Annotated in this window: 8 protein-coding genes; 3 read left to right on the top strand and 5 right to left on the bottom strand. The window is 66.8% G+C overall.

Annotation, left to right across the window (positions count from 1 at the left end):
- A partial coding sequence (locus JXA24_02675; GenBank protein ID MBN1282663.1) for a hypothetical protein occupies positions 1-789 on the top strand: 789 nt, incomplete at its 5' end.
- A 60-nt stretch (positions 790-849) separates the two neighbouring features.
- Here the strand turns inward: JXA24_02675 and JXA24_02670 are convergent.
- The gene (locus JXA24_02670) at positions 850-2,031 is read right to left on the bottom strand and encodes a DNA recombination protein RmuC (protein MBN1282662.1); all 1,182 of its coding nucleotides are present in this window, start codon (positions 2,029-2,031) and stop codon (positions 850-852) included.
- 153 nt (positions 2,032-2,184) lie between these two features.
- Entirely contained in the window at positions 2,185-2,997 is an 813-nt protein-coding gene (locus JXA24_02665; protein ID MBN1282661.1) for an NAD(+)/NADH kinase, read from the bottom strand.
- Positions 2,998-3,045: 48 nt separating this feature from the next.
- On the opposite strand from JXA24_02665, the gene JXA24_02660 reads away from it, so the two are divergent.
- Positions 3,046-3,603: a nicotinate-nicotinamide nucleotide adenylyltransferase gene (locus JXA24_02660; GenBank protein ID MBN1282660.1), complete on the top strand. Its 558-nt coding sequence runs from the start codon at positions 3,046-3,048 to the stop codon at positions 3,601-3,603.
- Positions 3,604-3,682: 79 nt separating this feature from the next.
- Here the strand turns inward: JXA24_02660 and JXA24_02655 are convergent, their stop codons facing one another.
- Positions 3,683-5,407 carry a hypothetical protein gene (locus JXA24_02655; GenBank protein MBN1282659.1) on the bottom strand — a complete coding sequence of 575 codons (1,725 nt, stop codon included), beginning with the start codon at positions 5,405-5,407 and terminating at the stop codon, positions 3,683-3,685.
- An 87-nt stretch (positions 5,408-5,494) separates the two neighbouring features.
- Positions 5,495-9,247, bottom strand: coding sequence for a hypothetical protein (locus JXA24_02650; protein ID MBN1282658.1), 3,753 nt, complete (start codon positions 9,245-9,247; stop codon positions 5,495-5,497).
- A gap of 316 nt (positions 9,248-9,563) precedes the next feature.
- Here JXA24_02650 and JXA24_02645 point away from each other — a divergent pair, with 316 nt between their 5' ends.
- Entirely contained in the window at positions 9,564-12,854 is a 3,291-nt protein-coding gene (locus JXA24_02645; protein ID MBN1282657.1) for a hypothetical protein, read from the top strand.
- A 29-nt stretch (positions 12,855-12,883) separates the two neighbouring features.
- On the opposite strand, the gene JXA24_02640 is transcribed toward JXA24_02645, so the two are convergent.
- Positions 12,884-15,355, bottom strand: coding sequence for a VWA domain-containing protein (locus tag JXA24_02640; GenBank protein ID MBN1282656.1), 2,472 nt, complete (start codon positions 15,353-15,355; stop codon positions 12,884-12,886).
- Positions 15,356-15,713 lie beyond the last annotated feature (358 nt).

The raw sequence follows: 15,713 nt of genomic DNA, 5'->3' as shown, positions 1-15,713 counted from the left end.
GCCGATGAACAGAAGAGGGCCGAGCAGGCGCAGAAGAAGGCGGATGCGCTTGCGAAGGCAGAGGCGCAGAAAAAAGCTCAGGAGGAAAAGAAGGCCGCCGCAAAGGCGGCGGCAGCGACGGCAGCGCCAACGCCCGCTTCAGCCCCTGCGACAGCATCGGCGGAGTGGAAACAGGCATTGAAGGATTTCAAAAAGGCAAAAAAGAAGTTCGAGGACGGGCTGCCGAGGATCGAGCGCAGGTACGCTGACGCGGTCAAGGCCGACAATTACGATGACATGAGGAAGGCGATGGATGCCTACGCCAACCATATCGGCGAGTACCAGACGGCGTTGAGTCATCTAGAGATAGCGTCCGACGATCCGAACAAATCAAAGGAGATCATCGAGGCGCGCGCCCTCTATAAAACCCATGACAACAAGTGGTGGGAAGTGAATCGCCAGCTCGTCTTCTCGCGCGAGCCGCAGTCGATGGAAGAGATCGTGAAGAGGCCCGGCGCAAAGGGAGCCGAGGTGATCCAGCTCTCGCAGGGTTTCGCCGGCCAGAAGATGAAGGTGGAATATCAGCTCCACGAGGATGATACGAAGGCCCTGGAATTTCTGAACAAGCAGGGCGGATACAAGTTCGTGCGGGAGGAGTCGGTACCGAAGGGCAGGAAGTACAGGTTGATATACGTTGTCAGAAACGAGGAGTTCACTTCCGTGTACTCGAGGATCAGCAGGGCGGGAAATGACAGACAAGCTGCAGCGGACGCGGCCAGCAGATTCATGAATCTCACGGTCAAGGTCTGAAGATCTCAGCTGAAGATTGAGATCATGCCGGGTCGCCCATCGCGCCCCGGTTTTTTTGTGTCACCCCTCGGTCGTCGAACCTGCGAGTTCCCTGGGGATCGTCTGCAGCGGCTCCACCTCGGGCAGCGCGGCGTCGGGGCTGCGCACCGCGCCCAGCTCCTTGAGCGTGCGCGCGCCGGGGATGACGCGCGACTCCCACGAGCCTACCGCGCTGTTGTAGCTCTTGATGGCCGTCTCCAGCCCGCGGCCCACGCTGTTCAAGTGTCTTGCGAAGGTGCTGCAGCGCTCGAAGAGATCCTTTCCCGCCTCCGAGATCTTCTGCGAGTTCTCCGCCAGCTGCTCCTGCTGCCAGCTCATGGCCACCGACCTGAGCATCACGATGAGGGTGGTGGGCGTGGCCAGCACAACGCGGCTCTGCATCCCGTCCTCGATGAGATCCCGGTCCTTCTCGAGCGCGGCCGAGAAGAACGATTCGCCGGGCAGGAAGAGAACGACGAAGTCGGGGGTCGGGTCGAACTGGGCCCAGTAGTTCTTCTGGCCCAAAAGCCTCATGTGCTCGCGCACAGCCTTCGCGTGCGCGGCGATGGCCGACTGCCGGACGCCCTCGTCGGTCGCCTCCATGGCCCTCATGTAGTCTGTCAGCGGGACCTTCGCGTCCACCACCACCGAGCGGCCGCGCGGCAGCCGCACCACGAGATCGGGCCTCTGCTTCGAGTCCGGGCCCGCGACCTCGCGCTGCTTATCGAAGTCGCAGTAGCGCGACATTCCCGCCACCTCGACCACGCGCTCGAGCGTCACCTCGCCCCACTTGCCGCGCGCGGTGGGGGATTTCAGCGCCGAGACGAGCGACCCTGTCTCGCGCGTGAGGCTGGCCTGGCCCTGTTTGAGCATCTCCAGCATGCTCGAGATGCCGCCGTAGGCCTTCTCGCGCTTGCCCTCGATCTCGGCGATCGCCCGCTCGTAGCGCTCCAGCGCCGTGGCCAGCGGCCGCGTGTGCTCGCTGATCCTGGGCTCCGCCTGCTTCAGGAACTCGTCGCGGGTCTCCTTGAGCACCTCGGAGGAGATGCCCTTGAACGTGATCTTGAGGTCGGCGATCGCCCGCTCCGACTCCTCGCGGCTGCGCTGCGCGTCCGAGAGCCTCTCCTCGAGCAGCTGCCTCTTCGCCCTCCACGAGGACCAGAGGATCGCGAGCACGGCGAGGCCGGCTGCGAGGCCGGCCAGAAACGGTATCATCCAGGTCATGCGGCGAATCTAGGACGGAGGGCGTTCACATGGCAAGGGATATCGTATTGGCGGCTCCTCCCGCCACAATTTGAGGACCCTTTTTCCGATGAAGCTGTAAAAAGGGGCCTCAAATTCTGGCTCGCGTCGCCGCGCATACTGCCGGCATGTTTATCAAAGGAAGATGCGCAAGGTCCGGCGGGAGAGGCGACAGACGATCCTTGCGCCCGCCTTCACGGGGTAGGCGTGCCAGTGGCCGTCGATATAGAGGCGGGCGGTGCGCATCTCCGGGACTATGGCGATGGAGTCCCCCTCGGGCAGAACCCCCCGCGTGAGCGCGAAACGGCGTCCCGGATCCTGCGCCGGCTCGCGCACCACGAACTGCAGCCTGCGGGAGAAGGTGCCCAGAGGCCTGCCGCCCGCGGACCTGATCGCCGCGGTGGAGCCGGGGCCCGACGATATCCAGATGCCGGAGCTCTTCTGCCGCTCGCGCCTGCCCATGGCCGATATCGTGTAGCGCACGGTTTCGGCGGGCGACGAGCCCGCGAAGAGCAGGTCGTTGAGCGCGAGGCAGGGCAGGGCGCGGCGGCCGCAAAAGACCTCGATGAGCGGCGCCCGCCTGGGTTTCGCCCGGCCTGAGACGATGAGCCCCAGCGCCTTGCCGAAGCTGTCGGGCGTGGCGGCGCAGAAGAAGCCCACGGAGTGGTCGGGCGCCGCGTTCACGCCGAGCAGCGGCACCTCTTTCGCCTCGTGGGCAGCGGCCAGGAACGTGCCGTCGCCTCCGAAGGTGACGACGAGGTCGAACCCGCGGACCCTGGGGATGTCGAACCGCGGTGCCACGCGGAAGTCGATGCCGCGAGAGGAGAGCGCCCCTGCCACCAGCGCAAACGACCGCTCCCTCTCCGAGGCAGACGCTCGGCGTGCGCGGCCGGATCGCCTCTCGTCGGCCGCCGTCTTTTCGACTATGAGAACGCGGTTGAGTTTCATGGATGGGTTATATATTAGTTTTTGCAGGGTGTTTTGCAAGGGGGCGATATGGCGGTCAAGGCAGGGGTGGAAAATAGGGGGGTGGCGATATTCGGGGGCTCCTTCAACCCGCCGCACATAGGCCACTCGGAGATCGTCAAGTGGCTCTTGACGAAGGGGCTGGCGGACGAGGTCCTCATCGTTCCCTGCTTTCTCCACCCGTTCGGCAAGGAGCTGGCCCCCTACGAGCACAGGCTGGCCATGGCGAGGCTCGCCTTCGAGCGCCCCGGCCTGCCGGTGAGCGTGAGCGAGGTGGAGGGTCAGCTCGGAGGGGAGAGCAGGACGCTGCGCACGGTCGAGCACCTCATCGGGCTCAATCCGGACAGCAGGTTCTCCCTCGTCGCCGGCGGCGACGTGGAGGCGGAGATCGACAAGTGGCACCGCTTCGACGAGCTCAAGGCGCTGGTCGATCTGATAAAGATACCGCGCGGTCCCGGCTCGCCGATCGCAGACGTGAGCTCGACTCAGATCAGGGAGCGGATAGCATCCGGCGATCCGGGCTGGAGGGATATGGTGGAAAGCGAAGTGGCGGTCTATATCGTGACGAAGGCGCTGTACTGTGAATAGTGACTAGTGACTAGTGACTAGCGGTAAATAACGGGTTTCCTGTTTTATTCCGCCAGTCACTAGTCACCAGTCACGGGTTTTAGAAGTGCAAGGTGACCCCTGCCACAGGCGAGATCTCCGCCTGCGACCCCCCGGGGAAGAGCTTGTGCGCGGTGCCGCGGACGCCGAGCACGATGCCCGAGCCGTCCTCCTCGCCGTTGAACGGGACGATCAGGTCGAAGCCCGCGATCGCGCCCACCCCAGCGCTGGAGTCGGAGCTCCCCGACACCGCCCTCGTGTCGATCCCCAGCGATAGCCTGGTGAAGGTGGTCTTCCACTCGAGCCCCAGCGAGCCCGAGACGTCGCTCGTGAGCATGGGCGAGTCGTAGGGCTCGTCCTCGGAGGGCATGTTCCCGATGTTGCCCAGGGTGAGCATGGGCGACACGAGCATCACCGACGAGAAGAGCTGGAAGCTCTCGGCAGGGAAGTCGTGCCAGCTCTTGTGCACGATGATGCCGGCGCGGTTTCCGTTGCGCTCGCTGCCGAAGAAGGCGGTGTAGGGGATGTAGCCGATGTCGGTCCGCTCCACCGTCGTCGACTCGACCGGGTCGGGAGACATGGACACGCCCGCGTTGGCGCCCGCGCCGCCGCCCATGGCCACGTCGCTTCCCGCCGCGGCGCCGATGAGCATGACCGCCGAGTTGAGCGCGTAGGAGGCGAGGTTGATCGACATCTGCCTCTTCTCGACCTCCTCCGGCAGCATCGCGAGCCTCTTGACCGGGGTGTTGATCCCCGCGAACGAGTAGGAGACGAGCCTGGCCGCGCCCAGCAGGTCCGCCAGCCCCGCCGCCTTGGCCGAGTCGCTGCCCGCGGCGAGGAAGTAGACGCCGCCCGCGGCGCCGAGCGCGCCGAAGCCCCAGAAACCGAACTCCCCCGAGCGGAGCGCCGGCGTCATCGCCGGGTTGTTCGCGGCCAGGAACGCGGACCCCGCCGACAAAAGCGGCACGTCGGCCATGCTGCCGCGGTCGCCTGAGCCGCCGTCGTCCAGGAGCCCGTACTCCTCCAGCGCCTCCATGGGCCTTCCCACCGCCTTGTCGTACATGATCCTCTGCAGGAACGCGTGGACCACCGAGTACAGCCCCTGCGTGATACCGAGCGCGCCCAGCTCCCCCTCCGACTCCTCGCGCGACACCGAGCTCCCGTCGCCGTAACCGATCTGCGCCATGAGCATGAGCTCGAGCTTTATGCGGTTGAACTCCGAGCCCTCCCCCTCGTACTGGAGGCCGTAGTGGAGCGCCGGCCCCAGCGAGAGCACGGGGCCGCGGCCCCACGGCCTGAACTCGCCGCCCAGGAAGTAGTTGGTCCCGATGTCGAACGTCCGCGCCCCGGAGTCGTCGAACTCGAACCTCTCGCCGTCGACGACTACGGTCTCGCGCGAGATCTCCGACCTGCCGAAGCCGACGAGCGGCGTGGTGCCGACCGTGAGGGCGGCGCGGAAATCGCCGTCGCCGCCGAAGCGGGGATAGCTGCGGGTGAAGCGGCCGAGCCCGATCATGAGAGCGCGGTGGTCGTGATCGGCGGTCCCGCTCGTGGGCAGGATCTTCTGCTCGGTGGTGCCGAACGGGACCTCGATGGAGAGGGCGTATCTCTCCTCGAAGTTCTCCGCGATCTCGAGCCCGAGCCCTAAGGTGTGGCCGAGCCCTCCCTCGGTGACCGAGGTGGAAAGCGGCACGCGCAGCCCGTAGCGGGCGTAGAGGCCCCACCGATCCGAGAACGGCTCCGTGGGGCTTTCCGCGGGCGCGGATATGATGACAGGTTCGCTCATGAATTCCGTGACTCGTTACTCGTGACTCGTGACTCGTTACTCGTTACTCGACTTGCCATCAACCGATCCTCGATCGCTGATCCCCGATTACTGAGCGATTATCGATTTCTGCGACATGGCGTCGCGCTCGTTGAACGTCTGGTCGAAGCAGCGCGGACCCTCGAGGAGCTCCTCGCTCCCCTCCGGGTCGCAGAACCAGCCGTTGAGCACTATGAACATCATCACGTCCTTGAACGCGAAGGTGAGCTCGTCGCTGGAGCCGAACTTGGCCGCGGCGACCACGGTCACGTTCCCTGTCTCCGGGTCCACCGGTTTTCCCCTGAGGAACGCCTGGCCGCCGGTGTAGCCGTTGCCCTGCTCCGGGCATCCGGCGGGGATGGTCCCCTCCTCGTCCTTGAAGAGGAGCCCCTCGAGGTAGCGCCACTTGCTGTAGGCCTTGTCGCCCACGATCCAGTTTCCGGTGTTCTGCTCGCAGATCGGCGGCGTGGCGAGCGAGGGGTCGTTGAGGTTTATCTTGTGCTCGCCGCCCGCCACGTCGACCTTCTCGTCCGGGATCAGGTCGAGGTCCGCCTCGGAGGAGCGCGGCCTGAGCACGCCGGTCGTGAACGCCAGGTGGAAGACCGCGTCCATCGCCGGCTTCGATCCCAGGGGGCCACCCGGGTTGTGGAAGTAGGTGGGGCCGAAGAAGCGCATGCCCGCCTCCTCGAAGGTCATCTCGCCGTCCACGGAGAAGCGGCCGGTGTCGATGTCGATCAGCGCCTGCGGCTTGTCGACCTTTTTGCAGAGGTTCGTGTACTCTCCGCCCTCCATCTCCGCCGCGGTGTGGAACGCGGGGCTGTCGTAGCGGCCGCCCGAGGCGTAGAAGAACGCGCACGCGCCTTTGCCTGCGCCGGCGCCCGCCTCGGTGAAGAGCTTGAGCTGCTCGGGGTCGCAGGGGTTCACCACCACGCAGTCCGAGGGGTTGTTGGGGACCTTCGCCGGCGGAGCCAGCGGCCCCGGGTACGACAGCGTCGAGGTGTAGATGCGCCAGCCGTTGGCGCGGGCGTTCTCCGGCACGTTGGGGTAGTCCTCGTACACGCCTCGGCTCCCGGCGGGCAGCAGCGAGTCGTGGATGAGGTTCGCGTAGTCGAACAGCGCCTCCTCGGAGTAGTCCTGCGACACCGGGTGGGTGTCCACGATGCGGAATACCGCGGTCACCCCGTCGTTCGGGACCGAGAGGGTCCTGGACGCGTCGCCCGAGGTTATGGTCATCTCGTCGAACGGGTCGAGGACCATCGCGCCGGTGAAGAGCTGCAGGTCCGCCTGCGCGGGCTCCTTTCCGGCGGCCGCCTTCATGTCGTCGTAGGAGGAGATGGCGGACAGCCCCGGGAACTGCGGGTTGAGCATGGCGGCCGAGGTCTGCGTGACGCGCAGCACGAATTTCCCGGAGCGGGGCTCGATGGCGGCCATGAGCTTCGCCGCGAAACGCATCCTCTGCTCGCTGCCGTCGGGGTTCTTCTTCGGCAGCCCCGAGGGCGCGAGCTCGACCGCGTCGATGGCGACCTCCCCCTCGAAGAGGCGCTTCGCCGCCTCGCCCTCGCCCCGGTGGAAGTCCACGCACCCCATGAGGGGCATGGTCGCGGTCGAATATGCGCCGGGCGCGATGTCGAAGCCGGGAGGCGCGATCGATACCGGCTTGAGGTCGAACTCCTCGCTGACGAGATCTCCGGTCTCCCCGTCCACCGTGGGGACCGAGCAGCGCATCCCCTTGCCCGGCGGCGGCTTGACCGCAGCGATCTCCTCGGCGGTCCCGAGCCAGCGGAAGTTGGCGGCGTCGGGCCCCGACACCGATATGCCCGTCACGCGCACGGTGGAGCCGGCCGTGTCGGGCACGCGCAAAAAGAGCGGGACCGCGGCGTCCACGGTCTGGGCGGTGATCCCCTTGAAGGGGAACTCCCCCCCGTCCGCCACGTGCTTCGTCCCGCTCGCGGTCCTGAAGTGGAGCTCCAGCGCCGGCGACTCGCTGATCGTGGTGCTGCCCGAGACCTCCGCGGTGATGTCGCCGAGGTCGGTGGTTATCCTGAGTATCGCACGGTCCTTCACCGAGCTCCCGACTCCGGCCTGCGCCCCGTCCGCGCCGACGAGGTCGCTGGGCGTGTAGGTCACGACTATGTAGGCGCTCCTCTGCTGGTACCCGGGCTGGTAGGGAGGAAGCGCGAACGGCAGCGGGGTGCCCTGCGCGGCGCCGCCCGCGAGCGCCTCGTTCACCTCGTCCTGCACCTTCGAGAAGTCGTCGGCCGCGAATATCGCGCCGGGCGGGAGCTTGAACTGGCCCGTGGAGAGGCTCCCGGGCGCCTCCTCGATCGTGACCGACTTTATCGTCATGTCCTTCACGCCCTTGTTGCGGAGCGCGATCACCTGCTTCCGGCCGGAGATGGCCAGGTCAGACGATCCCTTGAGGTCGATCGCGTACATCGGGGTCGCGTCGGGGTCGACAGGGTTGCATTCGGCGTCCACCTCGGCCATGGGCCTGCCCTCCGTGGAGACCTGGAGCAACTCGCACGGCATGGTCGCGGGATCGGGGCACGGGCCGCACGATGTGAACGCCTCGCCGCCCTCGCACGATATCTTCTGGCAGTTGAAGAAGCGGCGCTCCGCGTTGGCCGGCACCGCCGCCTCGCCCACGTCGATCCGGTCGGTCTCGGGGAGCACGACCGCCCCGTCCTCCGCGATCACGTCGAACCCGGCGCTGCCCGACTTCGACAGGGCGGTGGCCGCGAGCTGGAATGCGTCCGGCCCGATCGTTATCGTCTCGATGATCCTGCCCGGCTGCGCGTCGTTCGATGTCGGCATGAAGCTCGCGGTCAGCATGAACGACTGCTGCGGCGAGATCTGGCCCGAGAGCGGGATCGTGGAGCTCAGGCGGAACGGCCCCTTCTGAGGCGGTATGGCGATCGCCTGTGCCCTCGAGCTCGCGTTGGTGACCTTGAACCTGTCGCTCGCCTCGAAGCGCGGCCCCACGTCGAACTCGTCCTCTGCGATGAAGGTCCCCCTCCCGATTTCCATGAGCTTTCCGTCCGGCAGAGCCGAAAGGGTCTGCTTGCCCTCGGGCGATATCGCGACCCTCTGCACCTCGAAGGTCCTCTCCGAGTCGCCTCCGCACTCGGCCAGCGTCGGGGTCACTGCCCCGCGGAAGCTCGCGGTGAGCGAGGCGCCCAGGAGGTACTCGTCCGCGGCGTCGATTATGTGGCCGAGCGTGGTCGCGGTCACGAGCGTCATCGCTCCGCCCCCGTCCGGAGGGGAGCCGGATATGGAGGGCAGGTGCTCGAGCTCCTCGGTGGCGCCGGTGGTGAACGTGAGCCTGGGGACCTCGCCCACTATGCCCAGCGCCACGATGTAGAGCGAGAACCCCTCTATCTTCATGTTGCCCGCCGCGTCGACGGTGCCGGTCCCGGTGTTGCCGCTGCCGTCGCCGTCTCCGCGCGCGTTGATGGTGATGGGCGCCGGCAGCCCGTGCCCCTCGATCTCCATGTCGGGGAACTCGCTGCCCTCAATGGTCACGGCGGAGCCTGAGATGTGGAGCGGGAACGGGGGGACCTCGGTGCACAGGGCGTCGTCGTCGGAGAGCCCGACCTCGATGTTGTCCCCCTTTATCTTCACGCACAGCCGCGAGGTGAACGAGAGGGTGCAGGCCCTGCCAGACACCGAGGGGTCGGGCCCCTGTTTCTCGCCGTCGCCCGGCGGGGGGAAGTAGACCGGGGTGTAGTCCTCGCCGCTGCAGCCCGATGCCGCAACCGCTGCGATCACGATGAGCGCGGCCAGGAGCCCGCGGGGTATCATTATATATGCGGGGATCTTCATCGGCTGCTTATCGGCACCCCTCCGGGAAAGTTGCGTCAAATCGGCGGTCATGGGCGGAAGATGCCCGTGGCACCCCGGGGCGGCAATATGCGGCAGGCCAGCGCCGTGCGTCATCTTTTTGACATGTCGCGCCTTTTTTTCGAGCAACTTTTCCGGCTACCCTCCGATAAAACTCTGCATTAGAGGGTTTTCCCCTCCCTTGATGGGAGGGGGTAGGGGGAGGGTGACTGCGATCGCAGTTGTCGCCCTCACCCCCTCCAGCCTATGGCTGGAGGACCCTCTCCCATAAAGGGAGAGGGAAGGGTTTTGAGGTCATATGAAAGATGCCGGAGTGCGCATATTCGCCGTCGCATCCCTGATGGTTTGCCTCCTTGCCGCCCCCTTGCGCGCACACGCGGGCGTCGGCGATTTTCTGAACAGGGCTGCCGCGGTGTGGCGCACCATGGCCATAGGCGCGCAGGGCGGGCCCGCGGACGAAGGCGGTGGAGGGCCCGAAGGGGCAGATGATAGCACGCCCCATTCGGTCACGACCTCGACGCCGGGCCTGTGCCAGGCCCCGCAGGAGCCTCCGCGCGTCGAGTGCGAGGTGGGGTCGGGCTTTCTGTGCGTGAGCACCCCGCCGGGCGGGGTCGACGGCGCCTCGTTCGTGCTCAGGGGAACGATAGACAGGAATTCGTCGGTGCTCGCCGGCATCGCGATCGCGGCGCAGAGCGACTACACGAAGAGGATAACCGCGGTCGACACATCGAGCCCCGCAACGGCCGGGTGCTGGGGCCCCGCTGCAGGGCAGTCGCCGTTCTGCATCGACGCCGAGGGGCGATTCAGCGCGCGGGTGGAGTTGCCCGAGGCGGGGCCCTACACGGTCTCCGTGGCGGCCAGCCGTGTCCTGGGCGATTCTGCGGAGCGCAAGGTCAGGATCTCGCGCGTGAAGGTGCCGTCCCTCGACGCCTCCTCGGTCGAGCTCGATCCCGACGTGAGGGCCGCCCCCTCGACCGACGCCTCGCACGTGAGGGTCTCGGTCTCGCTCCTTTCCGGCTGCCAGTTCTGCGACTTCATCGGCGCCTCCACCAACGGAGTCGAGGTGTCGGTGGAGAACGTGATCACCGGTCCGGACGGGAACACAAGGCGCGTGGAGTGCGCCTCCACGGTCGAGCAGGGAGGGCAGGGGCTCTTCTCCATAGGGGTGCCGGTGGGGGCGGGACAGAACTCGCTCACGATCAGGGCTTGCAACGCCGCGGTCGAGGGGGCGTGCCCCTCGGTCGGCCCCGTATCTTTCCAGGGCACGGGCCCGGGCGAGACCGTGGACGGGATCACCTTCCTCTCGCCCGAGCCGCTTCCGTCGTATGACATGGACCGCTACCCCGCGATGCACTGGAAGTTCAGGATCGCGGGCGAGACCGGGTGCGTCGACGTGCGCTTCAACAGGGACGCGCCCATCGGCGTGTGCCCCGATCCGCAGGGCGCGTACTCCCTCACCTTGAACCCGAGGGTCGGGATCAACGTGGCGACGATCGCCGCCGCCTCGGGGATGGAGGAGTTCGCCTGGACCTTCGGCTGGGGCAAGATACTCTCTCCGCACGCGGGCGGCGGGGCCATGGATGTGCCGTCGGCCGTGGAGATCGCGATCCCCTCCCGCACCGCCAGGGTGATCGTGCTCCCGTTCATCAACAACTTCCTCGCCTCGGACGAGAGGGACGCCCTGATCGGGGAGATGCTCTCGGGCATGGGCGGTGGCGGGGGCCAGGACGGCGATGGGAACGAAATAGCGGTCCCCAAGTGCAGCTCGGCGGGCATCGAGGGGTTCACCGCGGAGCTGAGGGGGAGCCCGGCGCTGGGCGAGGCGCTCATCAAGGGCCTCGAGTTCGGCGAGGGGACGATGGCGCTGGCCGCCTCGTTGAAGGACGCCGAGATCGGCATCGACCTCGTCCCGGACAAGGACCTGCCCCCGCTGCCGCTCATAATTTCGTTCCGCAAGGCGCTGCTCGACATCTCGCTGGAGCAGGCCGACGACGGCGACGGGATGCCCATGCTGCTCTTGAGCAGCCCGCACGACGACTGCGACTACAAGGCGGGGAGCTACTGCAAGCACATCCCGGCCGCGCTGATACCGGAGAACATCGTGGGCGGCGCGAACTCGTGGGGAGGGTTCGTCAGGTGCGACATGGACCTGGCGAAAGGTAAGGCGAAGGAGGCGTGCGCCGCGATCAACTCGCTGAACGCGCAGACCGGCGTGATAAACGAGAAGGTGCTCGACTCGCTGAACGAGGCGATCTACTGCGGGGGATCCGCCGCGCTCACCGGGCTCCTGCGCGACGGGGCCGAGATCCCGGCGCTGTCCATCGGGTCACTGTCCGCCCCGGCCGGCAGGCGCGGGGGCCGTGGCGTGACCGTCCCGCTTGGTCTCATGCCGGGCAGCTCCATCGACCTCTTCCCCTCGGGGGTCCTCGCGGACGCGGGGCTCGCGGTCGGGGCCCATTCCATCTACTCGCACACGCCGGCCTGGGCGAAGATCCCCTCCGCGGGGATCATCAGGGGTGAGGGTTTCGGCGAGCGCTCGTTCGCAACCCCTTCCGATGCGGCCGGCGACGCGGGCGTGTCGGTCGCGCTCGACGCGGCGGGCGCCCTGATCTTCGCCGCGACGGCGCAGGGCGACGGCAGGGCGCACAGGGGCCTTCTGGACGTGGACGTGCACGAGCTGTTCTTCGAGGGCATGGGCTTCGACTTCGTGGAGGAGTGCGACGCCTTCGAGCCGGGCGAGGGGAACGAGGACAAGCCGACCCTCTGCCACATAAGGCCGAGGGTCTCGGAGATGTTCGGCACCGCGCTCACCACCTACGGCTATCTGCAGGGCAGCCACCCGCTGATGATAGCGGTGCGCGCGAACAGGGCGCTGGGCGCCAGGGTCGCGGCGGTTGAGCCGCACGAGCTCCCGCCTGTGGCGAAGTCCGACGGGGGCGAGGCGGCCCCGGCGTACGAGCCGCGCGGCCCCGTCCTCTCCGTGGAGCTCGGGGGGCTCTCCCTCTCGTTCTACGCGCTCGAGATCGATCCCTCGGTCGAGCCGGACCGGTACGGAAACCCTGCGGTGCAGGTCGGCGCGGACGGAACTCCGGTCATACGGTCGATGAGGCCCTCCGATCCCGACCCGTGGAACGGCCAGGTCATAAGCCTCGACATGACGCTGCTCGCGGCAGTCGAGATCGGCGAGCCGCTCCCCGACCCCTCGGACGAATCGGCCTTCGCGCTCCCGCTGCGCATCCTTGCGGACCGCACGAGGCTCGTTCTCACGCCGATGCCCGGGAGCAACGCGACCACCGTCCCCGCATCGAGCCTCGTCTCCCAGCTTTCGGAGAAGCTCTCGCTCGCGCTCTCCGCGTTCTCGGCCGACGGCGAGCCGATCATGATACCGGTGCCCGCGACCTTCGAGTTCGAGAGGGGGGGCGACGGGCTGCTGGCGAAGCTCGGGCTCGCCGCGATCGCGCTGGACCGCGACGGGATCTCGCTGGAGCTCGAGCCGGAGACGAGCTCGGTCTCCGCCGCGGCTGCCGCGATCATCACGCAGATCCTGCACGTCGAAGGAAAACAGAAGACCTACACATTGCCGGATTGACCCAAGTAAGACGGTGTTGCTTGGGTGACTTAGAACCGCAGGACCAGCTCGACGATCTCGTTCTCGCCCACGTCCAGGTTGACCCACTTCTTGAGGGTGACGTCCTGTTCCTCGGAGGAGTAGCTCGCCTCAACGTAGTACTTGCCCGGGTCGATCTCGAATATCTCCCAGTCGTTGGTCGTCTGGCCGGTGATGAGCGGCGTGTCGGTGGCGTAGCGGAACACCCTGAAGCTGCAGCTTATGATCCTGTTGTTGGCCCCGCGCCCGATGATCTTGAGCTTGCCCGCGGTGAATATCGCCTCGTGGCTCACCGTCTTTCCGTCCTCGATCTTGATGTCGCGGATCCAGATCATGGGAGTGACGTTCCCCTCGCCGGTGACGGGGGTCATGTCGACCGCCAGCGCGTCGTAGAGGCCGGGGGAGAGGTCGAAGACCATCCAGTCGTTCGAGGGCGGCGCCTTCGCGGCGACCTCGTCGGAGGCGGCCTTGTAGAGGGTGAACTCGGTCCTGACAGGCGATTCCTTGACGTTGCGGCCGCGGAGCCTCAGCGTCCCGAGCACGAACTGTATCACCTTCGAGGTCGGCTGGTTGGCCGCGACGACGAGGCCCTCCTCGGTGACGGAGGGCTTCGGCTCGAGTATCGACTTGGTGCTGTAGGCGGTGACGGAGTAGGTGCCCGGCGGCACGGAGATCTCCGCGGGCGCCCCGGCGGGGCTCGCCGCGCGCATCATCTCGAGCCCCGTCTCCTCGTCCTTGAGGATGAACTCCGAGGGGACGGGGTTCCCCTTGCCGTCGATCGCGGAGAGCTTCACGGTGCCCATCTCGAATATGGCGGTCAGCTCCGTGGTCTCGCCCGCCTTTATCGCCACCCCGCCGATCTTCGTGCGCGGGCTCGCGATCATCCCGGGATCCTCGCCCATGACTATGAAGTCGTAGTTGCCCGGCGCCAGCTGGGCCGACCCACCCTCGGAGGGGAGGGCGCCCGATGCGACAAGGTCCCTGGTGCCCGACTTGAAGGCGTGGAAGATGAACGGGATCGGCTGGCCCAGCGTGGTTACCCCCTTTATGGCCAGCGTGCCCTTCTGGAACACGAAGGAAAGCTCGGGCTGCTCCGTCGGGCCGACCTTCACCCCCAGCTCAACGACCGTGAACGCCTCGGGGCCGGCCTCCACAAGGTCCGCCGCCATGTCGTACGTGCCCGGCGGCAGGAAGATCGAGATGGGCGCGGCCTCGGTCTCTATTGTCGCGATCTCCTCCTTGCCCGCGTCCCTCGTTATCTTGAATATCGCCGGCACGGCCCTGCCCTCGCTGGAGAGGGCGGTGAGCGATACCCTGGCCAGATCGAAGTTTATCGTCTGCTCGACCCTGGTGGTGGCGAGGATCTCCACGCCCTTTAGCATCTTCGAGGGTTTCTTGGGCTCGGGAGAGCCGGTGTATTCGATCAGTATGTCGTAGGTGCCCGGCGGCAGATTGAGGAGCTTGGTGCCGAGGCTCTCGCCGTGGCGCACGACCTTGCTGGTGCCGGCCTCGTAGATGTCGACCGTGAACGGCAGCGGCATGCCGCCGGCCTGGGCCGAGAGCTTGAGGTTGTACGGGACCGTGGAGTTTATCGCCTGGTCGAGCGCCGCGGCCAGCTCCGCCTCGTTGCGGGCCACGAAGAGCCGGCCGTCGGTCTTCTCAGTTATGCAGGCGAGCTTCTGCTGGTCCTCGGCGGAGACGTCGAAGGCCACCACGTTTATCGCGGTCTTGACTGGCCCGGCGTCTATCGCCCCCGCCGCGGAGCACGGGTCCGCTTCGCAGGTGTCCCAACCGTCGGCGACGAGCACCATCACGCGCTCGACCGCGAGACCGCCCGGGAAGTCGTCCGCGGCGCGCGAGATGGCGTACGCGATCGGGCTCTGGCCCCTGGGCACGACCTTGTCCAGGGATGCGCGTATGGCATCAGCGTCCGGCTCGCCCATGCCCACGGCGAGCGACGAATCCTCGCAGTTGTTCTCCGAGGCGTCGTAGCCGGCGCCGAAGAGGCGTATCGAGATGTTCCTGGGGAAGTCGGCCTGCTGTTGGCGCATCTCGTAGATGACCCCGTAGAGCGCCTTGCGCATGACGTCGAACTTGGACTCGGCCGATATGCCGAGGGGAGCGGACATGCTTCCCGAGGCGTCTATGAGCAGGTTGACGTTGGTCTTGGATGTCACGAGCCTGGGCTCATAGCGTATCGCTTCCGGCGCCTCCTTCGGGGCCTCCTCGGAAGGGGATAGCGCGGGAGCGGGCAACGCGGAAACATCACCCTCTAACCTGGCATGCGGGAGCGCAAGTTCGCCGGGGGCCGCCGGCATGGCGAGCGGTCCCTTGGGAGGCTCTCGACCCGAAGGCGCTTCGGCGGGCGAGGTCCTTGGGCCAAGCGCCGGTTCCTCTGGGGCCGGCCCGGCCTCCTTTTTGGGCGCCTCCTTGGCCTCCTGTGGCGGCAGGGCCAGGGTGGGGGCCGCGAGTTTCTGCTTCACCTCGAGGACCGGCCCCCTGGCATCTTTTTTTCCTGTCTGTTCCGGTTTTGCGCGACACGCGACGAGGCCTGCCGTGGCGAGTGCCAGGATCAGGAGTGCCGATGTCGCTCTGGTTCGGATCATGCTTGTGAGCGACATTAGCACATGAAATTATTTTTGAAAACGCCCTTTCTGTGTGCCTGACAGCGATCAGCAGACAGAGCGGGTCGGGGTGATCTTCTCGCTATCGTCTCCGGGTGTCGCCGTGTCGAGGTTGTCCGTTTCGGAGCGGGGCCTCCAGCGGCTCCCCTTTCGCTGTCTCGCGGGCCGCGGACCCTCCTCATTCAAACTGCGAGTCAAAACTGCGACTTCGAGCGAG

The organism is Pseudomonadota bacterium, from assembly GCA_016927275.1.
GTDB lineage: Bacteria > UBA10199 > UBA10199 > 2-02-FULL-44-16 > JAAZCA01 > JAFGMW01.
Note: the sequence above shows the minus strand (reverse complement) of the source record. Positions and strands in the feature narration are given on the sequence as shown.